Origin of the sequence: Pseudarthrobacter sp. NPDC092419, from assembly GCF_044755045.1 — a bacterium.
Lineage (GTDB): Bacteria > Actinomycetota > Actinomycetes > Actinomycetales > Micrococcaceae > Arthrobacter.
The window spans coordinates 147,999-169,586 of sequence record NZ_JBIVQF010000001.1 but is presented as its reverse complement, the minus strand read 5'-3'; the positions used below and the strand labels follow the sequence as shown (position 1 = coordinate 169,586).

21 protein-coding genes and 1 riboswitch are annotated in these 21,588 nt (G+C 67.1%); of the genes, 15 read left to right on the top strand and 6 right to left on the bottom strand.

Annotated elements, in window-relative coordinates; genetic code table 11:
• Positions 1 to 167 precede the first annotated feature (167 nt).
• On the top strand, positions 168 to 782 hold the full coding sequence (locus tag ACIQC0_RS00830) for a hypothetical protein (protein ID WP_400532208.1): 615 nt from the start codon (positions 168 to 170) through the stop codon (positions 780 to 782).
• On the opposite strand, the gene ACIQC0_RS00825 is transcribed toward ACIQC0_RS00830, so the two are convergent.
• The gene (locus ACIQC0_RS00825) at positions 779 to 1,690 is read right to left on the bottom strand and encodes a LysR family transcriptional regulator (protein ID WP_400532207.1); all 912 of its coding nucleotides are present in this window, start codon (positions 1,688 to 1,690) and stop codon (positions 779 to 781) included. The two genes, ACIQC0_RS00830 and ACIQC0_RS00825, sit on opposite strands and share 4 nt — an antisense overlap.
• Before the next feature lie 133 nt (positions 1,691 to 1,823).
• On the opposite strand from ACIQC0_RS00825, the gene tdh reads away from it, so the two are divergent.
• Genes tdh through ACIQC0_RS00795 form a run of 6 tightly spaced genes read left to right on the top strand, consistent with a single transcriptional unit; the run spans position 1,824 to position 8,052 of the window.
• Positions 1,824 to 2,870 (top strand): L-threonine 3-dehydrogenase, encoded by a 1,047-nt coding sequence (gene tdh / locus ACIQC0_RS00820; RefSeq protein ID WP_400532206.1) that lies wholly within the window; start codon positions 1,824 to 1,826, stop codon positions 2,868 to 2,870.
• 9 nt (positions 2,871 to 2,879) lie between these two features.
• On the top strand, positions 2,880 to 4,076 hold the full coding sequence (locus ACIQC0_RS00815; RefSeq protein WP_377215413.1) for a glycine C-acetyltransferase: 1,197 nt from the start codon (positions 2,880 to 2,882) through the stop codon (positions 4,074 to 4,076).
• 38 nt (positions 4,077 to 4,114) lie between these two features.
• Complete coding sequence (locus ACIQC0_RS00810; protein WP_400532205.1) at positions 4,115 to 5,215, top strand: NAD(P)/FAD-dependent oxidoreductase; 1,101 nt, start codon at positions 4,115 to 4,117, stop codon at positions 5,213 to 5,215.
• A 12-nt stretch (positions 5,216 to 5,227) separates the two neighbouring features.
• Positions 5,228 to 6,439, top strand: a complete 1,212-nt coding sequence (gene hutI, locus ACIQC0_RS00805; protein WP_400532204.1) for an imidazolonepropionase — start codon at positions 5,228 to 5,230, stop codon at positions 6,437 to 6,439.
• Positions 6,440 to 6,482: 43 nt separating this feature from the next.
• Positions 6,483 to 7,271 carry a DeoR/GlpR family DNA-binding transcription regulator gene (locus ACIQC0_RS00800; RefSeq protein ID WP_377215416.1) on the top strand — a complete coding sequence of 263 codons (789 nt, stop codon included), beginning with the start codon at positions 6,483 to 6,485 and terminating at the stop codon, positions 7,269 to 7,271.
• Between the two features lies 1 nt (position 7,272).
• A complete protein-coding gene (locus ACIQC0_RS00795) occupies positions 7,273 to 8,052 on the top strand; it encodes a CPBP family intramembrane glutamic endopeptidase (RefSeq protein WP_400532203.1) in 780 nt (259 codons plus the stop codon).
• Positions 8,053 to 8,139: 87 nt separating this feature from the next.
• Here ACIQC0_RS00795 and ACIQC0_RS00790 read toward each other — a convergent pair whose 3' ends face one another.
• Positions 8,140 to 8,778 (bottom strand): VOC family protein, encoded by a 639-nt coding sequence (locus tag ACIQC0_RS00790; RefSeq protein ID WP_377215418.1) that lies wholly within the window; start codon positions 8,776 to 8,778, stop codon positions 8,140 to 8,142.
• 173 nt (positions 8,779 to 8,951) lie between these two features.
• Positions 8,952 to 9,067: riboswitch (SAM riboswitch) on the top strand.
• A gap of 13 nt (positions 9,068 to 9,080) precedes the next feature.
• On the opposite strand from ACIQC0_RS00790, the gene ACIQC0_RS00785 reads away from it, so the two are divergent.
• From ACIQC0_RS00785 to ACIQC0_RS00775, 3 genes are all read left to right on the top strand, one after another.
• The gene (locus tag ACIQC0_RS00785; RefSeq protein ID WP_400532202.1) at positions 9,081 to 10,196 is read left to right on the top strand and encodes a homoserine O-acetyltransferase; all 1,116 of its coding nucleotides are present in this window, start codon (positions 9,081 to 9,083) and stop codon (positions 10,194 to 10,196) included.
• A gap of 181 nt (positions 10,197 to 10,377) precedes the next feature.
• The gene (locus tag ACIQC0_RS00780) at positions 10,378 to 11,760 is read left to right on the top strand and encodes an MFS transporter (protein WP_377215420.1); all 1,383 of its coding nucleotides are present in this window, start codon (positions 10,378 to 10,380) and stop codon (positions 11,758 to 11,760) included.
• Between the two features lie 110 nt (positions 11,761 to 11,870).
• Positions 11,871 to 12,989: a zinc-dependent alcohol dehydrogenase family protein gene (locus ACIQC0_RS00775; RefSeq protein WP_400532201.1), complete on the top strand. Its 1,119-nt coding sequence runs from the start codon at positions 11,871 to 11,873 to the stop codon at positions 12,987 to 12,989.
• A gap of 30 nt (positions 12,990 to 13,019) precedes the next feature.
• Here the strand turns inward: ACIQC0_RS00775 and ACIQC0_RS00770 are convergent, their stop codons facing one another.
• The gene (locus ACIQC0_RS00770) at positions 13,020 to 13,919 is read right to left on the bottom strand and encodes a LysR family transcriptional regulator (RefSeq protein WP_400532200.1); all 900 of its coding nucleotides are present in this window, start codon (positions 13,917 to 13,919) and stop codon (positions 13,020 to 13,022) included.
• A gap of 139 nt (positions 13,920 to 14,058) precedes the next feature.
• Here ACIQC0_RS00770 and mmsB point away from each other — a divergent pair, with 139 nt between their 5' ends.
• A complete protein-coding gene (gene mmsB / locus ACIQC0_RS00765) occupies positions 14,059 to 14,988 on the top strand; it encodes a 3-hydroxyisobutyrate dehydrogenase (RefSeq protein WP_377215423.1) in 930 nt (309 codons plus the stop codon).
• 32 nt (positions 14,989 to 15,020) lie between these two features.
• Complete coding sequence (locus ACIQC0_RS00760; protein WP_400532199.1) at positions 15,021 to 16,505, top strand: CoA-acylating methylmalonate-semialdehyde dehydrogenase; 1,485 nt, start codon at positions 15,021 to 15,023, stop codon at positions 16,503 to 16,505.
• Positions 16,506 to 16,540: 35 nt separating this feature from the next.
• Here ACIQC0_RS00760 and ACIQC0_RS00755 read toward each other — a convergent pair whose 3' ends face one another.
• Together ACIQC0_RS00755 and ACIQC0_RS00750 are read right to left on the bottom strand one after the other, a co-directional pair.
• Positions 16,541 to 17,026 (bottom strand): hypothetical protein, encoded by a 486-nt coding sequence (locus ACIQC0_RS00755; protein ID WP_400532198.1) that lies wholly within the window; start codon positions 17,024 to 17,026, stop codon positions 16,541 to 16,543.
• 32 nt (positions 17,027 to 17,058) lie between these two features.
• A complete protein-coding gene (locus tag ACIQC0_RS00750; RefSeq protein WP_400532583.1) occupies positions 17,059 to 17,913 on the bottom strand; it encodes an SGNH/GDSL hydrolase family protein in 855 nt (284 codons plus the stop codon).
• Between the two features lie 157 nt (positions 17,914 to 18,070).
• Between ACIQC0_RS00750 and ACIQC0_RS00745 the strand changes: the two genes are divergently transcribed.
• Positions 18,071 to 18,721, top strand: coding sequence for an alpha/beta hydrolase (locus ACIQC0_RS00745; protein WP_377215426.1), 651 nt, complete (start codon positions 18,071 to 18,073; stop codon positions 18,719 to 18,721).
• Positions 18,722 to 18,789: 68 nt separating this feature from the next.
• On the opposite strand, the gene ACIQC0_RS00740 is transcribed toward ACIQC0_RS00745, so the two are convergent.
• Positions 18,790 to 19,023 carry an RNA-binding S4 domain-containing protein gene (locus tag ACIQC0_RS00740; protein ID WP_400532197.1) on the bottom strand — a complete coding sequence of 78 codons (234 nt, stop codon included), beginning with the start codon at positions 19,021 to 19,023 and terminating at the stop codon, positions 18,790 to 18,792.
• Between the two features lie 32 nt (positions 19,024 to 19,055).
• Between ACIQC0_RS00740 and ACIQC0_RS00735 the strand changes: the two genes are divergently transcribed.
• Both ACIQC0_RS00735 and ACIQC0_RS00730 read left to right on the top strand, forming a co-directional pair.
• Entirely contained in the window at positions 19,056 to 20,066 is a 1,011-nt protein-coding gene (locus tag ACIQC0_RS00735; RefSeq protein ID WP_400532196.1) for a DMT family transporter, read from the top strand.
• A gap of 136 nt (positions 20,067 to 20,202) precedes the next feature.
• Positions 20,203 to 21,588 carry a glycine--tRNA ligase gene (locus tag ACIQC0_RS00730; protein WP_400532195.1) on the top strand — a complete coding sequence of 462 codons (1,386 nt, stop codon included), beginning with the start codon at positions 20,203 to 20,205 and terminating at the stop codon, positions 21,586 to 21,588.

Here is a 21,588-nt window from a genome sequence, read left to right as displayed (position 1 = left end):
GTCCATAACGACACTTAGCGCTACCCAGTTGCGCTTTAAGTACTCAGGTGGCCGCCGCCAAAAGTACCCGTATGCAGTGGTGTCCTGCAGCCCTAAACTTGACCCCACGGGGCCGCGGCAGCGGTCCCGGCCAGTCATGCAAGTCAGCCAGGTGAAGGGGGCGGACCGTGCCGTTCAAGGGCCGGAGCAGGACACGGACACTCGTGCTCGCCGGAGCAGTTGCCATCACGCTCGCAGGTACGGGGGCCGCGCTGGCCTGGCCGGCCGGCGGACCCTCCCTGCAGCCGTCGTCCACCGCCCAGACCTCCAGCGCGCCGTCGCATAATCCGCCCGGCCACCGGGACAAGCAGGGCAGCCAGGCCAAACAGGATAAGCAGCACCCGCCTGACAAACAGCACAAAGCCGACCATGCCCGCGGCGGGCGGCTTCAGCACAGCGAGAGCGTGGTCAAGGACGCTGACGGCAGCTTCCGAACCATCCTGGTCCAGCGCGGAACCGTGGAAGCCATCAGCGGCACGTCGGTCACCGTCCGGAGCGAAGACGGTTACTCGCAGGCCTATGCCGTGGACACGGATACCAAGATCATCGGGAGCGGTGCCGCCTTCGGCCACCGGTCGCCTGCAGCGGACGACGACGATAAGGCGGCCGGGCGGCGTACCGGCACCATTGCGGACATTGCCGTAGGGGACGCGGTGCGCATCTTCGGCCTCAAGGAGGCGGAGCGGGTGACGGCGACGCGGATCGCGCCCGGTGCAGGAAACTCCCGAGGCAGCGGACGCTAATCCGGCTCCACCAGGCCGGCCATGATGTCCTGCAGGGTTTCGCAGACCACTGTGACCGCGCGCCGCTTCAGGTTTTCGGGTCGGGCCAGCAGGTCGATGCGGCGCCGCGTGCTGATGCCCTGGAGGGGACGCAGGACGATGGCCGGGTTGAGGACAGGTCCTGCTGTGTACCGCGGCAGGAGGCCCGCCACCCCGCCGGACGCCACCAAAGCGGCCACCGTGGAATAGTCGTTGATCCGGTGCACGATCCTCAGTTCCCGGCTGGATACCGCCGCGACGGCGGACAGCACGTCTGCGGGGGAATAGCCGGCGTGGCTGGTCACCCAGGCCTCGTCCACCACGTCGGCCACGGAAACCGACGCCTGCTGTGCCAGCCGGTGGCCGGCGGGCAGGGCAACGTCCAGCGGTTCGTGCGCCAGCGGAACCACGGTGACCCGTTCGGTGGGCCAGCGAGGGCTGTGGTCCATCCGGTGGGCAAGGACCAGGTCGTACCGGGCGGTGAGGGCGGGAAAGTCATGCTGGGCGACGTCCTCGTCGGAGAGTTCAATGTGCGGCCGCCCTGGTCCTTCCAATGCTTTGGCCAGCGGCGCGAACAGTGCCTGCCCGGCGCTGTGGAATCCGGACAGGGTGACGCGCGCTGCTTCGGAGCCGTGGTAGCTGCCGATCGCGCTCCGGGCATCGGCCATGGCGCTGACCACCGCGGCACCGGCGTCCGCCAGCACCTGGCCCGCCTCCGTGAGGACCAAATTTCGGCCTTCCTTGCGTGTCAGCGGGACCTCCACGGAACGCTGCAGCAGGGCCAGTTGCTGGGAGACGGCAGAGGGGGTCACCATGAGGGTGTCCGCGACTGCCTTCACGCTGCCCAGGGCCTCGAGCTCGCGCAGGATTTCAAGCTGGTGTATTTCCACCGCACCAGTCTACGCATTAGGAATACCTACATCGTCGATTGAGATATTTCCCATTGTTCTAAAGCTTTTTCCTCGCTGTAATGGGGAAGGCAGGGCACCCTGCCACGCGTATGGACCAAGAGTAAGGAAGCCGATGAAGGCTTTGTACAAGGCCGGCCCGCAGGCCGGATTCGAGCTGGTGGACCGCCCGGAACCGGTCACGGGCCCGGCAGACGTGAAGATCCGCGTCATGACCACCGGCATCTGCGGCACGGACCTGCATATCCAGTCCTGGGATGCCTGGGCGCAGGGCATTATCGAGGCGCCGCTGATCCCCGGCCACGAGTTCTACGGCGAAGTGGTGGAAACCGGTGCCGGCGTGCGCGACGTCAAAGTGGGGGACAGGGTCTCCGGCGAAGGTCATGTCGTATGCGGAATCTGCCGCAACTGCCGCGCCGGCCGGCGGCAGATGTGCATCCACACCGTCAGCGTCGGCGTCCAGCGGGACGGCGCCTTTGCCGAATACGTTGTTATTCCCGAGACGAACGTCTGGGTGCACCACGACCCTTCCGTCACACCTGAACTCGGTGCCATCTTCGATCCCTTCGGCAATGCTGTCCACACCGCCCTGAGCTTCCCGCTGGTGGGCGAGGATGTCCTGATCACAGGCGCCGGCCCCATCGGGCTGATGGCCATCGCGGTGGCCCGGCACGCCGGTGCCCGCAAAATCGCCATTACGGACGTTTCCGGACCGAGGCTGGAGCTGGCCCGCCGCCTGGGCGCGGACCTGGCCATCGATGTCTCCACCACGCGCATCCGCGAAGCCCAGCAGGAGCTCTGCCTGCGGGAAGGGTTCGACATCGGCATGGAAATGTCCGGGCACCCGGCCGCGCTGCCGGAGATGATTGACAACATGAACCACGGCGGCCGCATCGCCATGCTGGGCCTGCCGAGCCAGGACATCACCATCGACTGGGCCAAGGTGGTCACCCACATGCTGACGCTGAAGGGTATCTATGGCCGCGAGATGTATGAAACCTGGTACGCCATGAGCGCCATGCTCTCCTCCAACCCCGTACTCCATGCCGGGATCTCCGCGGTGGTCACCGATGTCCTGCCGGCCACGGAATGGGAAAAAGGCTTCGACATTGCCCGCAGCGGGACCGGCGGCAAGGTCGTCCTCGACTGGACCAAACTCTAAGGAAACGCCATGTACACCTCCATCAAGGACCAGTTGCGCACCGAACTGGACGAGATCCGCGCCGCCGGGCTCTTCAAGGCCGAACGCAGCATCAGCTCTCCACAGTCCAGCCACATCACCGCCGGGCAGCCCGGCCGACCGGGCGCGGACGTGCTCAACTTCTGCGCCAACAACTACCTCGGGCTGGCGGATCACCCGGACATCATCGGCGCCGCGAAGGCCGCTATGGACCAGCGCGGCTTCGGCATGGCCAGTGTGCGCTTCATCTGCGGCACCCAGGACCTGCACCTCGAGCTGGAAGCACGGGTCTCCCGTTTTCTGGGCACCGAGGACACCATCCTCTTCTCCAGCTGCTTCGACGCGAACGGCGGGGTGTTCGAATCCCTGCTGGGCGCCGAGGACGCGGTGATCTCCGACGCCCTGAACCACGCCTCCATCATCGACGGCATCAGGCTCTGCAAGGCGCAGCGCTACCGCTATGCCAACCAGGACATGGCCGACCTCGAAGCGAAGCTGGTCGAATCCGCGGGCGCCCGCCGCCGTATCATCGTGACGGACGGCGTGTTCTCCATGGACGGCTACCTTGCGCCGCTGGAGGCAATCTGCGATCTCGCCGAGAAGCACGACGCGCTGGTCATGGTGGACGATTCGCACGCCGTGGGCTTCATGGGCGCCACCGGAGCCGGCACGCCCGAACACGCCGGCGTTTCGGACCGAGTGGACATCTACACCGGCACGTTCGGCAAGGCCCTGGGCGGTGCGTCCGGCGGCTACGTGTCCGGCCGTGCGGAGGTAGTGGCCATGCTTCGGCAGAAGGCACGGCCATACCTGTTCTCCAACTCCCTGGCTCCTGCCATCGTGGCCGCCACCATCAAGGCACTGGACCTGGTGGAAAACTCCGCGGACCTGCGGAGCCGGCTGTTCCGCAACGCGGCCCTGTTCCGCGCCCGCATGACCGAGGAAGGCTTTGACCTGCTTCCCGGAGAACACGCCATCGTCCCGGTCATGTTCGGCGACGCCGTCCAGGCCGCCAGGGTGGCGGACCGCATGCTGGAACACGGCGTCTTCGTGACCGCCTTCAGCTTCCCGGTGGTGCCCAGGGGGGCGGCCAGGATCCGCGTCCAGCTTTCCGCCGCGCATTCAACGGACGACGTCGAAGCGTGCGTCCGCGCGTTCGTCGCCAGCCGCGCGGAGGCAGCCGCTTAGCTCCGCCGCCCGGGCCCCTCCTCTGCCATCATGGACCCATGAGCGCACAATACGATGTCCTGATCGTGGGCGGCGGCATCGCCGGGCTGTCCCTGGCCTCCCGGCTGGCCGGCCATTGCAGCGTTGCCTTGGTGGAGGCGGAACAGGAGCTGGCGTACCACACGTCCTCCCGCTCCGCCCGCCAGCTGATCCCCAGCTACGGGCCGCCGGTGGTCCAGGAGCTGACCATGCGGACACTCGAACTTCTGGCCAGCCGGGATTCTGACCTCCGCGAGCCGGTCCTCACGCCCCGCAGTTTCATGCTGGTGGGCTCGGAAGCTGCAGTGGCGGCAGAAGCCAGCGGCCACATGAAACCCATCACGGTGGAACAGGCGCTTGAGCTGTGCCCGGCGCTGGTTCCGGATTCGTTCCAGGCCGCCGGACTGGACACCGGATCCTTCGCCTGTAATGCACCGCTGCTCCTGGAAGACCACCGTCGGAGTGCACTTGCCGCCGGTGCGGACATCATCACCGGTGCCAGAGTCCATTCGGCCCAGCGGCTGGGCTCAGGCTGGCAGGTGGGGGCCGGGACGGAGGCGTTCCAGGCCGGGGTCCTCGTCAATGCCACCGGTGCATGGGCAGACGAACTCGCCGTGCTCAGCGGCGTGGAGAAACTCGGCTTCCAGCCGTACCGGCGCACCGCGGCGATTGCCGCCGTCGACCGTTCCCTGCCGGAATCCGCCCCGATGGTGGCAGCCGCCGACCACACCTTCTACTTCCGCGCCGAAGGACGGGACGTGCTGATTTCGCCGTCCGAAAGCGTGCCCAGCGGCCCGGAGGACGCCCGGCCGCGCCCCGGGGACATTGAGCGGCTGGTGGAGCGGCTGAACACGATCACCACGTTGGGAATCACAGTCGTGCGAAGCGCATGGACCGGGCTGCGGACCGAGGCGGCGGACGGCATTCCCGTGGCGGGTTTCGATGCTGAAGCCCCGGGCTTCTACTGGCTGGCCGGCCAGGGCGGCTACGGCTTCCAGACCTCCTCGGCCCTGGCCGAACTCGCGGCCGGGCAAATCTTGGCCGGGCAGGGAGCCGCAGGCAGTCCGGAATCCCGGACAGGACAGGCTGTGGCCGCCACCCGATGGTCCATTCGGCGCTGAAGAATGGAGTGCATGAGTACGCTGATCACCAATGTGGCCGAGCTGATGACCCAGGACCTGGAACACCGGGTCCTGAAAGGCGCGGCCGTGGTGGTGGAAGGCGAACGGATCTCCTGGATCGGTTCCGCGGCAGGCGCCCCGGCCGCCGACGAGGCCGTGGACGCCGGAGGCCGTGCCCTGCTGCCCGGCTGGGTGGATTCGCACAGCCACCTGGTCTTCGCCGGGGACCGCACCGCGGAGTTCGAGGCACGCATGGCGGGGGAGTCCTACTCTGCCGGCGGCATCGGCGTCACCATGGGCGCCACGCGGCAAGCCTCAGACTTCGACCTGACCCGGCTGGCCATGGGGCGGGTGGCGGAAGCGGCATCGCAGGGCACCACGTACCTGGAAACCAAGACCGGTTATGGCCTCGACATTGAGCACGAGGCCCGGAGCGCCCGCATCGCATCCACCGTCGCCGACGAAGTGACCTTCCTCGGCGCGCACCTGGTCCCCGCGGGCCAGGACCCGGATGCGTACACGGACCTGGTCTGCGGCCCCATGCTGGACGCCGTGCGCCCCTACGTGAAATGGGCCGACGTATTTTGCGAGGAAGGCGCGTTTACCGCCGAACAGTCGCGCCGGGTGCTGCTGGCCTGCCGCGACGCCGGCCTGGGCCTGCGTGTCCACGGCAACCAACTGGGCGAAGGCCCGGGCGTCCAGCTGGCTGTCGAGCTCGACGCGGCCAGCGTGGACCATGTGAACTACCTCTCCGAACAGGACGTTGCAGCGCTCGCCGGCACCTGGACCGGCTGGGATCCCGCCACAGGATCGGGCCGGCGCGGCACCGTGGCCACGTGCCTTCCGGCCTGCGACCTCTCCACCCGCCAGCCATTGGCTCCCGCCCGCGCCCTGCTGGACGCCGGCGTCCAGGTGGCGCTGGCTTCCAATTGCAATCCCGGCACCTCCTACACCAGCTCCATGTCCTTCTGCGTCACCACCGCGGTGCTGCAAATGCGGCTCAGCGTGCATGAAGCCGTCCGCGCCGCAACCTACGGAGGCGCCCTGGCCCTCCACCGGGACACCGGCAAGGATGCCGACGGCGAACGCGCGGTGGGATCCATCGCCGTCGGACACCGCGCGGACCTCCACCTGCTGAACGCCCCCTCCGCCACGCATCTCGCCTACCGTCCGGGCATGCCGCTGACGTACGCTGTGTGGCGGGCCGGCGTGCGGGTGGGGTAGCAGCCGGCACCGCCCCAGACTGCAACCCCCGGAGGCTTCCAGCATGACCCGTACCGACCGACTCACGGCGATCCTGGACCTGCTGGCCCGGACCGGCCAGGTGGAAGTCGAGGAAATCGTTACCACCTTGAACGTCTCGCCCGCTACTGCCCGGCGGGACCTGGACAGCCTGGCCAAGCGACGGCTGCTGACGCGCACCCGGGGCGGGGCCACCACCGGTGCCCTGGCCTACGACCTGCCCGGCCGGTACAACCGGGACGACCACGCGGAGGCCAAACAGCAGATTGCCCAGGCCGCGTCCGCGCTCATCAGCCCCGGCGCCGTCATCGGCCTGTGCGGCGGCACCACCAGCACGGCGCTGGCCCAGATCCTGGCCACCCGCGAGGACCTCAATGCACCCTCAAACCAGCCCACCCTTACTGTGGTCACCAATGCCATCAACATCGCCGGGCAGCTGGCCGTCCGGCCCAACATCAAGGTCATGGTGACGGGTGGAATCCTCAACCCCCGGTCCTATGAACTGGTGGGCCCCTACACGGACATCATCATGCAGAAGGTAGTGCTGGATATCGCGTTTATCGGCGTCAACGGAATCGATCCCGAGGTGGGGCCCACCAACACCGGCGAAGGGGAAGCTTCCGTGAATGCCCTCCTGGCCAGCCGGGCCCGGGTGTCCTACGTCCTGGCCGATTCGTCAAAGGTGGGCGTCCGCGCCTTCGCCACCATGCACGGCTATAACTTCACCCGGCTGATCACCGACTCGGGGATTTCCGCACGGGACAAGGCCGCCTTTGAAGCCCGGGGCACCGAAGTGATCGTGGCGCCTGCCTGACATGCTGGTCTCATCACACCGACGACTCACCTTCGAAGTCCTCATTGTCCTGGGCCTGTCCCTGGGTCAGTCCGCCGTGTACTCCGTGGTCCAGCTCCTGGACAAGATGTCCCGGGCGCCGCTGGCGCAGGGCACGTCCACGCTCAACCGCCAGCAGAGCAGCCGCGAGTACTTCGACCTGACCTACCAGCTGCTGGACATCGTCTTTGCCCTGGTCCCGGTGCTGCTGGTGATCTACTTCCTCACGGACCAGCGGCGGACCGCCTCCGAAGGGCTTCCTTCCAGCGGATCTGCGTTCCGGAAGCTGGGCCTGGACCTGTCCCGCCCAGGCCGTGACATCCTGCACGGCCTGGGGCTGGCTGCGCTGATCGGGGTGCCGTCGCTGGGGCTCTACGCAGCGGGCCGGGCACTCGGCATCACCACGGCCATCATCCCCAGCGCACTGGACGCTTACTGGTGGACGGTCCCGGTCCTCGTTCTTTCGGCGGTGCGCCACGGGCTGGTGGAGGAGGTGATCGTGGTGGGCTACCTGCTGGACCGGTTCGGCAAGTTCGGCTGGAGCGTCCCGGCCGCCATTGGCGCCAGCGCCCTGCTGCGCGGCACCTACCATCTGTACCAGGGGTTCGGACCCTTCATCGGAAACGTGGTGATGGGCATCGTCTTCGCCTGGCTGTACACCCGGACACGGAGGGTCATGCCTTTGGTGATCGCCCACGCCCTGCTCGATACGGTCGCGTTCGTCGGCTTCAGCCTCTTCGGCCGTGCGGTGGGCCTGGGCTGACCGGAGGGGCCTGGTTAAAAGGATTCGGCCGCCATCGGTGGGTGACGCCATTGTCACCCGCTGATGGCGGCCGAAGCTGTGGTGCGGTCAGATCGTGACGGCGCCGGTGGCAGTCTCGAACGTCACTGACAGGATGCCCGGGGTGCCGTGCGGCGCCACCCAGTCCACGGCAACGTCTTCCAGCGGGCGCTCTACCGGCTCGCCGAGCCATTCGGTGACGCGCTCGGGGGAGCCGGCGATGGTCAGCGACCGCATCTTGAGGCTGCTGTTGTAGGCATTCGAGGGGTGCAGCGACGGGTCGCCCTCCCACTTGAGCATGTAGGGCACCTGCGGGTCAGCGATCAGGCCAAGGATGCCGATCTGCTTCCAGACCAGCTCGCGGCCATCCGGGAACTTGCGGTTGCCGTTGACCGCCGAGCGGCCCAGACGCTCCTCGAACGGTGCCAGGTCGTCCACCTCGACGCACCAGCCCATCCAGCCGCCGCCAGCCGCCGAACGGGCACGCACAGCCTGGCCGAACGGTGCCTTGTCCGAAGCCGGGTGGTCCAGGACCTCCACGACCTCCAAGTATTTGTGTCCCGCCAGCGGGATGATCATGTTGCGCGTTCCAAAACGGGGATGTACCCCGCCCTTGACTGCCTCGACGCCCAGGGCGGAGGAAATCCGTTCAGTGGTGGCCGCCAGGCCATCGTGTTCACAGGCGTAAGAGACGTGATCCATGCGCATGGCAACATCTTGGCACTTTGTGATCAGGCTCTCAGCTTAGGTTTGCCTTACTTGGAAATGGGGGCGGAACCCTTGGCGCAAAGCGCCGCGGGTCGGATGCCGGTGTATCGGCGGATGTCATAACGGGTCACACGCGTGGCGCCGCTGGGGGGATCTTTCATACACTCGAGGGAGGTCATGAGTGCCAGCAACAGCCCCGGCTTGCTGGCCGGCAACCCTCCTACCGCGGCGGGGTGCCCCGGGTGAGGACCTGGCCCGCCGGCCCTCCGGCGGCGGGCAAGCGCGTAGAAGAGGTTTTGCACATGACAGTCACCGTTCCCCGCACCGCGGGGCCCCGGCACGGCGTGGTCCGGTATGCAGGCATTGGCGGGCTGGAACTGGAAGCCGGCGGCTTCCTGCCGGACGTCATCCTTGCCTATGAAACATGGGGCACGCTCAATGCCGACGGCTCCAATGCCGTCCTCATTGAACATGCACTGACCGGCAGCACCCACGTGACCCGAGGCGACACGGACGAGGACGGCTGGTGGGAAGAGTTGGCCGGCCCGGGCGCGCCCGTCGACACCGACAAATTCTTCGTGGTGGCGATCAACATCCTGGGCGGATGCTACGGGTCCACCGGGCCGTCGTCGCCCGCTCCCGACGGCAAGCCATGGGGCTCCCGCTTCCCGCTGGTGACCCTGCGCGATAGCACCGTGGCGGAAGCGCGGCTGGCCGACCAACTGGGCATCCGGTCCTGGTTCGCCGTGCTGGGCGGGTCCATGGGCGGTGCGCGGGCTTTGGAATGGGCCGTCACTTACCCTGAGCGTGTGCAGCGTTGCGCGGTCATCGCCGTCGGGGCCGCTAGTACGGCCGAGCAGATCGCCTTTGCCCAGGCCCAGACGCTCGCCATCCGTCAGGACGCGAACTATAACGACGGCGACTACTACGGCGGTGCGTCCCCCGAGGACGGCCTGGCCCTGGCCCGCCGGATCGCCCACATTACCTACCGCTCAGCCCGGGAGTTTGACGGCCGCTTCGGCCGCAGTCCGCAGTCCGGCGAAGCACCGCTGCAGGCCGAAACGCTTTCCGGCCGCGGCCGTTACCAAGTGGAAAGCTACCTGGACCACCAGGGCAGCAAGCTGGTCCGGCGCTTCGACGCCAACAGCTATATCGCCCTCACTGAGGCGCTGATGAGCCACGACGTCACCCGCGGCAGGGGGTCCCTGGCCGAAAGCCTGAGCCGGGCCACCGCGAAATTCTTCGTGGCCGCGGTGGATACCGACCGGCTGTACTTCCCGGAGCAGTCGCACGAGCTCGCCGCCGCACTGCCGGGCGAGGTGGATGTCCACATCATCTCTGCGCCCATCGGCCACGACGGATTCCTGACCGAAATCGGCCAGCTGGGCGCCCAGCTGCGCGACCATCTCGAAGATTAACTCCGGGCTTCCGCGCGCTCCCTGTGCATTTATGCAGAGGCCTTCTGCACTATTTGCCGTTGAGCTTGCAGCCATAAGCAGACCATACTCGTGTGAATCGGCGGTATGTTGTGTACCTCACATCGCATCGCCACATCCTGGTCGCATCTGGTGTCGACGTAGACGCCGAAGGAGTTCATTAATGAGTACGGAAAAGTCCGCCGCAGGGCGGGTCGGGGAGCCCGACGTCAAGTCCACGGGCCTGAAGAAGGTCGTCACGGCTTCCATGGCCGGCACGGTCGTTGAATGGTACGAGTTCTTCCTCTATGCCTCAGCCGCCACGCTCGTATTCGGCAAGACGTTCTTCCCCAACTCGGGTACGGAGCTGGACGGCATCATCGCCGCCTTCGTGACGTACGCCGTCGGGTTCGTTGCCCGCCCCATCGGCGGCATTGTCTTTGGCCACTTTGGCGACAAGTTCGGCCGCAAGCAGCTGCTGCAGCTCAGCATCATCATGGTTGGCGTTGCCACCTTCCTCATGGGCTGCCTTCCCACGTTCGCCCAGATCGGCTACTGGGCGCCCGCCCTCCTGGTGTTCCTGCGGTTCGTCCAGGGCTTTGCGGTCGGCGGCGAGTGGGGCGGTGCCGTCCTGCTGGTGGCCGAGCACAGCCCCAACAAGTCGCGCGGGTTCTGGTCGAGCTGGCCGCAGTCTGCGGTGCCGATGGGCAACCTGCTGGCTACCGGCGTCCTCTTCACCCTGTCCTCCACGCTGTCCCAGGAAGCATTCCTCGGCTGGGGCTGGCGTGTTGCGTTCTGGCTCTCCGCCGTGATCGTCATCATCGGCTACTACATCCGGACCAAGGTCCAGGACGCCCCGATCTTCATCGAGGCCCGCAAGGAAGTCGCCGTTGAGAACAAGGGCTACGGCGTGGCTGAGGTCTTCCGCCGCTACCCGCGCGGTGTCTTCACGGCCATGGGCCTGCGCTTCGCCGAGAACATCCTCTACTACCTCGTGGTGACGTTCTCCATCACCTACCTGAAAGTGGTCGTGGAGACGGACACCTCCCGCATCCTGCTCCTGCTGCTGGTGGCCCACTTCATCCACTTCTGCACCGTGCCGCTGGTGGGCAAGATGTCCGATGCCTTCGGCCGCCGCCCGGTCTACATGGCCGGTGCGATCCTCGGCGGTACCTGGGGCTTCTTCGCCTTCCCCATGATGGACACTGCCAACGACATGATCATTCTGGCCGCCATCACCATCGGCCTGATCTTCCACGCACTGATGTACGCGGGCCAGCCCTCCATCATGGCCGAAATGTTCCCCACCCGGATGCGCTACTCCGGCGTATCCCTGGGCTACCAGGTGACCTCGATCGTTGCCGGCTCGCTGGCCCCGATCATCGCCACGGCACTGCTGAGCAACTTCGGCTCGTCCACTCCGGTGGCGCTGTACCTGCTCGGAGCATGCGTCGTCACGGCAGTCTCGGTCTTCTTCCTCAAGGAAACCCGGGGTATTTCGCTGCACGACGTTGACGCCGCGGACGCCAAGGGCACCGCGGATCTGCTCGCCGCGTCCAAGAAATAACCCACGCGGGCGACACCAGTCAGGGCAGTTGCCCGGACCCGGCTTCCGGGTCCGGGCAACTGCATGCCATGAACCTCCACTCCACGAATCAGCCACAGCAAGGAGCCGCCATGCGAGCCGCTGTCCTCTACAACACCGTTCCCGCCGGCACCAGTTACACCGAGGCGCACCCGCTGGTGGTGGAGGAACTTGACCGCCCCGAACCGCGTGCCGGGGAACTGGGCGTCGCGATCACCTACTCCAGCCTGTGCCACTCGGACCTCTCAGTGGTCGACGGGTCCAGGGTGCGTCCGCTGCCCATGGCGCTGGGGCACGAGGCTGTGGGGCGCGTGCAGGCCGTGGGGCCCGGCGTTGAAGGCGTCTCCGTGGGCGACCACGTGGTCCTGGTCTTCGTCCCCAGCTGCGGCGACTGCCGCGCCTGCCGGGCCGGCCGGCCGGCACTCTGCCACCGCGCCGCTGAAGTCAACGGCTCAGGGGACCTGCTGCATGGCGAGGCCCTGCTCCGGACCCCTGCCGGGGAACGCATCAACCACCACCTTGGCGTTTCGGCATTCGCCGACTATGCCGTGGTGGCGAGGGAATCCGTCGTGGTGATCGACGACGACGTTCCGGACACGGTGGCGGCCATGTTCGGGTGCGCTGTGCTCACCGGCATGGGTGCGGTTTTCAACACGGCAGCGGTCGACGCCGGCCAGTCGGTCGCCGTCTTCGGCCTCGGCGCCGTGGGGCTTTCGGCAGTCATGGCAGCACGTCTTGCCGGCGCGGTTTCCGTTATCGCCATCGACCCGAACGAGGGCAAGCACCAGCTCGCACTGGACTGCGGAGCCACTGCCGTGGGAACGCCCGACGACGCCGCGCAGCTGATCGCTGACGCCACCGGTGACGGCGTCGACGTGGCAGTGGAAGCCGTGGGTTCGGCGCGCGTGATCGCGTCCTGCCTGGAACAGGTAACCCGCGGCGGCGCCGTGGTGTCAGTCGGCCTGCCTCATCCCTCGGCGGAACTGACCGTGCCGGCCCTGCAGTTCGCCGGCGCCGGCAAGCGGCTGCTGGGGTCCTATATGGGCGACGCGGTCCCGGAGCGCGACATCCCCCGGTACCTGGGCTTTTGGCGCGAAGGCCGGCTGCCTGTGGAACTGCTGCACACGGACACCCGGCCGCTGGATGAAATTAACGAGGGCCTGGACGCCCTCGCGGCCGGCCGCGTGGTCCGCCGGCTATTCCAGCCCTGAGCATCCCGCCGCGTGCCGGTGCGAACAGCCTCAGGACGCGAGCAGGTCCTGCCGTGCGGCAACCTCTTCCTTCAGCGCAGCGACGACGGCCTGCACGCGTCCTGAGCGCAGCGACTCCGGCCGGGCCACCGCCCAGATGGGCAGCTGCCGTTCGAAGTCGTGCGGCAGGACAGGAACAAAATCGGCATCGCGGCTGACCATAAAGCTCGGCAGGAGGCCGATGCCGGCGCCTCGGCGCACCGCCTCCACCTGGGCAAAGATGCTGGTGGCCTGGAAGCTGGATTTCGGCATGGGAAGCTGCGAGGAACGGTGGCCCAATTCCGCTACCTGGAGTGCGGACTCAACGTAAGAGACGAAGCCATGCTGCCCGACGTCGTCGGGCGTTTCCGGAAGGCCCCGCCGCGCCGCATAGCCGGCGCTGGCGTAAAGCCGCAGGTAGTAATTGGTGAGGAAGATCGTCTGCGCGTTCCGCACGTCCGTTCCGCCCACCACCACTTCGAGGTCCACGCCGGATCTGTTCTGGCTGACCTTGCGGGTGGCGCTGAGCATCTCGACATTCAGCATCGGATGGCGCTGCTGCAGCCGGACCAGTGCCGGCGTGACGAAGTCGGCGCCAAAACCGTCCGAGGTACTGATCCGCACCATCCCGGACAAAGCATCGCGCTCCTGGCCGATGGCGCCGGCCAGGGTGCCGAGCGTCTCCTCGATGGCCTCGGCCGCAGCGACCGCGGAGGCACCAAGTTCCGTCAGTTCCCAGCCGTGCGGGCTGCGCTCCAGCGTCCGGCCGCCCAACTGCCGGTCCAGGGCAAGGATCCTGCGCGAAATCGTCGTGTGCGTTGTGCCCAGCGCCTCCGCCACCGCATTGAACCGGCCCAGTCTCGCCACCGTCAGGAGAATCAGCAAATCGTCGGGGCTCGGCAGACTGCCCACGTATTCCGCCTTCCATCCCTGTGCATCAATGCACATGGCATCTGTGATTTTTTACCTTGATTGCACTTTACCAGCATGTGATGGTGGACACAGACGACTCCGGCCAAGGCGGCCGGACCAGAAGCGAAGGAGCTTGCACATGGCAGTTATCGGTTGGATCGGGTTGGGAAACATGGGCGGGTCCATGTCAGTGAACCTCGCCAAGGCAGGTCACGACGTCCGGGGCTTCGACCTCAACCCCGCCGCCGTGGCCGCTGCGGAGGCCGGCGGCGTCAAGCCCGTCGCCGGAATCGCCCAGGCGGTGGAAGGGGCTGACGTTGTCTTCACCATGCTTCCCAAGGGCGAACACGCCAAAGCCGTGTACCTGGGCCCGGACGGCGTGCTGGCGCACGCCTCCACCAGCACTCTCCTGGTTGATTCCTCCACCATCGACATCGCCTCGGCGCAGGAACTGCACGACGCCGCTGCTGCCGCCGGCTTCCGCTTCGTCGATGCCCCGGTGTCCGGCGGCATGAGCGGTGCCAAGGCCGGCACCCTGACGTTCATGGTGGGTGGCGAGGACGGCGCGGTGGCCGATGCCACCGAGTACATCCGCCCCATGGCCGCAAACATCATCCCTACCGGTGGCGCCACCACCGGCCAGGCCGCCAAGATCTGCAACAACCTCATGCTCTTCATCAACCTCGCCTCCACCGCCGAAGGCGCCGTGCTGGCCGACCGCCTCGGCCTGGACAAGCAAGTCTTCTGGGACATTGCCTCCGTGTCCTCCGGCGACAGCTGGGCACTGCGGACCTGGTACCCCGTCCCCGGCGTGGTGGACACCGCAGCCTCGAACAACGACTTTGCCCCCACGTTCACCACCGAACTGGCCAACAAGGACATCGGCCTGGCCATCAGCGCAGCGGAGGATACGGGAACTCCGCTGGAAATCGGCAAGCACGTCCAGCAGCTGTTCCAGCGCCTGATCGACGCAGGGGAGTCCGGCAAGGACTGCTCCATGATCATCAAGCTCGCGGACGGTTCGCTCGGCGCCGCAGCCCAGCCCGGCGCCGCAGACCAGTCCGCCTGACCGTACCGAACTTCCCAGCCCGAAAGAGACCCATGCAGACAATTCCGCACTTCATCAACGGCCAGCGCGTCAGCGACGCAGAGCGCTTCGGCCCTGTTTTCAACCCCGCCACGGGCGCCCAGGACAAGCAGGTGGCGCTGGCCTCCGGTGCCCGGGTGGAGGAAGCCATCGCGGCGGCGAAGGCAGCCCTGCCGGCGTGGCGCGCCACCAGCCTGGCCCGGCGCAGCAACATCTTCTTCAAGGTCCGCGAGATCCTGAACGAGCGCAAGCCCGAACTCGCCGCCATCCTCACCAGCGAGCACGGCAAGGTCCTCTCCGACGCCGAGGGCGAAATTTCCCGCGGCCTCGAAAACATCGAGTTCGCCACCGGGCTGTCCCACATGCTCAAGGGCGAGCGGTCCGAGCAGGTCTCCAGCGGCGTCGACGTCCACTCAGTCCGCCAGCCTGTGGGCGTCGTGGCCTGCATTACCCCGTTCAACTTCCCGGCGATGGTTCCGCTGTGGATGATCGGCAGCGCCCTGGCCTGTGGCAACACCGTGCTCCTGAAGCCGAGCGAGAAGGACCCCTCGTCGGCCGTTTTCATCGCCGAGGTGTTTGCTGAAGCGGGCCTGCCGGCCGGCGTCCTCAACGTCGTCCAGGGCGACAAGGAAGCCGTGGACGTCCTTCTGGAGCACCCGGACGTCAAAGCGGTCAGCTTCGTGGGGTCCACCCCCATCGCCCAGTCCATCTACAGGCGTGCAGCGGACCACGGTAAGCGCGTACAGGCCCTTGGCGGGGCGAAGAACCACATGGTGGTCCTGCCTGACGCCGACCTGGACATGGCCGCGGACGCCGCCGTCTCTGCCGCCTACGGCTCCGCAGGGGAACGCTGCATGGCCGTCAGCGTCCTGGTGGCGGTGGGCAGCATCGCCGACGACCTCGTGGAGGCGATCCGGTCCCGGATGGCGGACCTGAAGATCGGGCCCGGCACGGATCCGGCATCCCAGATGGGTCCGCTCATCACCAAGGAACACCGCGACCGCGTTGCCTCCTACGTGGCCGGTGCTGAAGATGAAGGCGCCACCGTTGTGGTGGACGGGCGTGAGCAGCAGTTCGAGTCGGACGGGTTCTTCATCGGTGTCAGCCTGGTGGACCACGTTAAGCCCGGTATGAAGGTCTACGATGAGGAAATCTTCGGGCCTGTCCTGTCCGTGGTCCGCGCCGAAACCTACAGCGATGCCGTGCGCCTGGTCAACGAACACGAGTTCGGCAACGGCGTGGCGATCTTCACCCGCGACGGCGGCGCCGCCCGGCAGTTCGAGTTCGACGTCGAGGCCGGCATGGTGGGCATCAACGTCCCCATCCCGGTACCGGTGGGGACGTTCTCCTTCGGCGGCTGGAAGAACTCGCTGTTCGGCGACACGCACATGTACGGCCCGGACAGCATCCGCTTCTACACCCGCGGCAAGGTGGTCACCACGCGGTGGCCAGACCCCGCGACCTCCGTCATCGACCTCGGCTTCCCCCAGATCGACTGATCACCCTGACCGCCCCCAGGTTTTCCCGGGGGCGGTCAGCCGTTCATGATGTCGCTGCGCCGGGTCATGTACTCCTCCATGGAGATTTCGCCGTCGCTGTACTGCCTGTCGAGTTCGGCGAGCTTCCGGGCACGGAAGCCTTGCGGGGCCGACGGCGGCGGGGGAGTGGCCGGGGCGGCCGGCTCTTCGGGAGCCGGCTGCTGCTGCCAGGGCTGGGGCGGCGCGGGCGGCTCGCCATAGAGTCCCGGGAGCGGAGCCGGCGGCTCCACCGGCCGCGGCCGGTTGATCTCGCGGAATCCGCCGGAGAAGTAGTCCTGCTGGGTATAGCCGTCGCGCGGCTGCCTGTTCTGCGGTGCGGCCGGGCCGGGAAACTGTCCGTCTCCGGGAAAGTGGCCGGGGCCCGGGTACTGGCCGTGGAATCCCCGGTCCTGGTTCCGGCGGGCCATGGACTTCCGGTACATCCGCAGCCCCATGGGGATGAGGAAGGACAGGACAAGGATCCAGAAAAACAGGTTGTTCACGGGGAATCGCCTCTCAGGTATGTCCTTCCAGCTTAAGCCCGGCTGCCCTGCCCGGCTTCCCGTGCCGCTGGGTCATGGGTGCCCCCGCCCAAGGCGTCCTGCCCGCCGGTGCTGCCGAGCGGCCCCTCGCCGGAACCCAACGGAACGCCCGGCCCAAAAACGGGACCCGGCGTCGGACGTTTTGCGGTGATGCCGTCGCCGGAGGACTGGTGCCGCAGGCGGCGGAGCACCCAGGGCACGAAGTATTCGCGCGCCCACACCAGGTCCCCCGAGCGGGCCTCGCGCCAGGTGCGGGGAGGCAGCGGCTTGGGCTGGAGCGGCTGCAGGGTGTGCTCCACGTTCAGCGCGTCCAGCACCATGGCCGCGATGGTGTGGTGGCCCAGCGGGGAAAAGTGCAGCCGGTCCTCGTCCCACATCTGGGGGTCCTTCAGCTGGCGGAGCGACCACATATCCGCAATGACCGCGTCATGCCGGGCCGCGACGGTGCGCAGGTTCTCGTTGTAGATGGCCACCTTGCTGCGGATCCGGCCCAGCACCGATGAGCCGGTGTCGGGCCCGTTGAAGAGAACCACGGTGGCACCGCCCATGGCCAGGATCTGCACCACGGAATCGAGTTTCTCCGCCAGGGCGTCGGGATCCCCGCCGGGGCGCAGGAGGTCATTTCCGCCGGCGGACAGGGTCACCAGTTCCGGCTTCAGCGCCAGGCAGGGTGCGAGCTGCTGGTCCACGATCTGCTGCAGGAGCCGGCCCCGGACGGCAAGGTTGGCGTAGGCGAAGTCCGGCTGGGTGCGTCCCAGCTCCTCCGCCACCCGGTCCGCCCAGCCGCGGAAGCCGCCCGGACTCGAGCGTTCGGGGTCGCCGATGCCCTCTGTGAAGGAATCGCCCATTGCCACGTACCGGGTCCAGGGGTGGGATCCCGGCCGGGCCGGAGTGGTCTGGATGGCGTTGGTCTCACTCACGGTCCTATCCTGCCTTTCGCCGCTCTGGCTACGCGAACGTAGGTTGCTGCTGATGCGCCGGGAAGGTGCTGTAAGAATGGAAACCATGACTGAAGCCGAAGTATTTCCCGCCCCCGTTGTCTTGTGGTCCCACCCGGAGGACCAGCGGGACGGCAAACCGCTGCTGGTCCTGCTGCATGGCTACGGCGCGAACGAGCAGGACCTGCTGAGTCTGGCGGACCTGCTTCCGGGCGACTTCGCCGTCGCTTCGGTGCGGGCGCCAATCGCCATGGGTCCGGGGTTCACCTGGTTCCCGCTGACGGCTTCCATCGACTACTCGCTGGAGCGGGTCAAGGCCGCCTCCGCCTATGTGCTGGAGTGGATCGACACCATCCGGGTGGGCCACCCGTCGGTGACGCTGCTGGGATTCTCCATGGGCATGGCCATGGCCACCACTCTCCTGCGCCAGCGGCCCACGGACTTTGCCGCCGTCGTCGGGCTTTCCGGTTTTGTGGTGGACGCCGGGGACGATCCCACCTTCCACGACGACCAGCTCGACGGCACTGTTCCGATGTTTTGGGGGCGGGACCAGCAGGATCCGGTCATCACCCCGGACAAGATCGACTTCACCATGGGCTGGGTACGCAAGCACGTCAAGCTCACCAAGGTGCTGTACACGGGCATGTGGCACGGCATCAACCAGCAGGAAATCGGGCACGTGGGCGAATTCCTCACCCACGAGGTGCTCCGGAAATAGCGCGTACGACGCCGGGACGCTGCCTGCTCGGGCCAGTTGCGGGGGCTTCGGGGGGCTCAGCCCGGCGGTTACCTTTTGCCGGGGCCGGCAACCCGCACAGACTGCCCGTTGACGGTGACGGTGTCGCCGTGGTGGAGCTGGCGGCCGCGGCGGTCCTCGATTTCCCCGTTGACCTTGACTAGCCCGTTCTTGATCAGATCTGCGGCCTCCACGCCGTCCTCCACCAGGCCGGCAAGCTTCAGGAGCTGGCCCAGGCGGATCATGGTGTCGCGGATGGGGACGTCTTCAACGGGGTTGCTCATGAAGCAATAATGCCTGACGTAAGGTGTGTTCAATGACCTCTCCCTCCCGACTGCCGCTGCTCGCCGGGCTTCCCCTGGCCGTCGGCGCAGGGCTCGCCATTCCCGTCCAGGGCCGTATCAACGGCGCCCTGGGCACCCGGCTGGATGACGGCATCGCCGCTGCCGTGGTGAGTTTCAGCACAGGGCTGGTCCTGATGGTGGCGGTCTCGCTGCTCCTGCCGCGGGGCCGGGCAGGGCTCGCCCGGATTGTCCCTGCGCTCCGGAGCCGGGCCTTCCCGCCCGCGTATGCGCTCGCCGGTGCCATCGGTGCATTCTTCGTTTTTGCCCAGTCGTTCACCGTGGGGATCCTCGGGGTGGCGCTGTTCACCGTGGCCACAGTGACGGGGCAAACCGTCAGCGGCCTCCTGGTGGACCGGATGGGCATCGGCCCGGCCGGGCGCAAGGCCGTCACCGGTATCCGGGCGGCGGGGTCGGTCCTGACCATCGCGGCCGTGGCATGGGCGGTGTCCCCCCGGTTCACCGGGACGGGGGCCGCTGCTGCGGCCGGCGGTGTCGACGGTTCCGGCGGTCCGGGGGCGCTGCTGGTGCCTGTGCTGCTGCCCGTCCTGGCCGGTTTCCTGATGAGCTTCCAGCAGGCCATGAACGGTACTGCCACCATGCACTACGGGTCGCCCATCGCCGCCACCCTGGTCAACTTCATCGCCGGCACCGTGGTCCTCTGGGCTGCGCTCGCCGTCAAGGTGGCAGTGACCGGCCCGGTGGCACCGCTGCCGGGGGAGTGGTGGTACTACCTTGGCGGGCCGATGGGGTGCATCTTCATCGGCCTGAGCGCCCTGCTGGTGCGCACCCTTGGAGTGCTGGTCACCGGTCTGGGCATGATCGCCGGACAACTGGTGGGGTCACTGGTCCTGGACATCGTCCTTCCGGCCCCGGGCTCCGTGGTGGCGCCGGCCACGGTGCTGGGAACCCTGCTGACCCTTGCTGCCATCGTCCTGACCACCCTGCCCTGGCCACGGGGCGCCTTTCGGCGGCAGGGCCGGTAGGCTAGGTCTCGCAGCTTTTCCTGCATCTTTTCCGCATCCGGACTTGCGGCGTCCCAGTGCTTTCCGCGCGGGAAGCACGGGGCCGGAACAACCGCGGACCGCACCCAGCGGCCCTGTAGAAATTGGAGTTACCCCCATGGCAGCAAAATCCGTTCTCGATCAGGTCATCTCCCTCTCCAAGCGGAGGGGCTTCGTGTTCCAGGCCGGTGAGATCTACGGAGGTTCGCGTTCTGCCTGGGACTACGGGCCCCTCGGCGCCGAGCTGAAGGAAAACATCAAGCGCCAGTGGTGGCAGTCCGTGGTCCGTGGCCGGGAAGACGTAGTGGGCCTGGACTCATCCGTCATCCTGCCCCGCCAGGTCTGGGAAGCGTCCGGCCACGTAGAGGTCTTCTCCGATCCGCTGGTGGAGTGCCTGTCCTGCCACAAGCGCTACCGTGCGGACCACCTCGAGGAAGAGTACGAGGAAAAGAAGGGCCGTCCTGCCGAAAACGGGCTCAAGGACATTGCCTGCGCCAACTGCGGCACCCGTGGCGAATGGACCGAGCCGCAGGAATTCTCCGGCCTGCTCAAGACCTTCCTGGGCCCCGTGGCCAGCGAGGAAGGCCTGCACTACCTCCGCCCGGAAACCGCCCAGGGCATCTTCGTGAACTTCAACAACGTGCTCACCACGTCCCGCAAGAAGCCGCCGTTCGGCATCGGCCAGATCGGCAAGTCCTTCCGCAACGAGATCACTCCCGGAAACTTCATCTTCCGCACCCGCGAGTTCGAGCAGATGGAAATGGAGTTCTTCGTGGAGCCCGGCACGGACGAGGAATGGCACCAGTACTGGATGAAGGAGCGCATGGCCTGGTACACCGGCCTGGGCATCCGCGAGGAAAACCTCCGCTTCTTCGAGCACCCGCAGGAAAAGCTCAGCCACTACTCCAAGGGCACCACGGACATCGAGTACCGCTTCGGCTTCCAGGGCTCCGAGTGGGGCGAGCTCGAGGGCATCGCCAACCGCACCGATTTTGACCTCTCTACCCACGCCAAGGCGTCCGGCACGGACCTGAGCTACTTCAACCAGGCCACCAACGAGCGTTACACCCCGTACGTGATCGAGCCCGCCGCCGGCCTTACCCGGTCCTTCATGGCCTTCCTTATAGATGCCTACACCGAGGACGAGGCCCCCAACGCCAAGGGCGGCGTGGACGTCCGCACCGTGCTGAAGCTCGACCCGCGCCTGGCCCCGGTCAAGGCCGCCGTGCTGCCCTTGAGCCGCAACGAGGACTTGTCCCCGAAGGCCAAGGACCTTGGCGCGCAGCTGCGGAAGAACTGGAACATCGACTTCGACGACGCCGGGGCCATCGGCCGCCGCTACCGCCGCCAGGACGAGATCGGCACCCCGTTCTGCATCACGGTGGACTTCGAAACCCTCGAGGACCAGGCCGTGACCATCCGCGAACGGGACACCATGAGCCAGGAACGCGTCTCCCTGGACAAGGTGGAAGGCTACCTGGCCGCACGCCTGATCGGGGCCTAG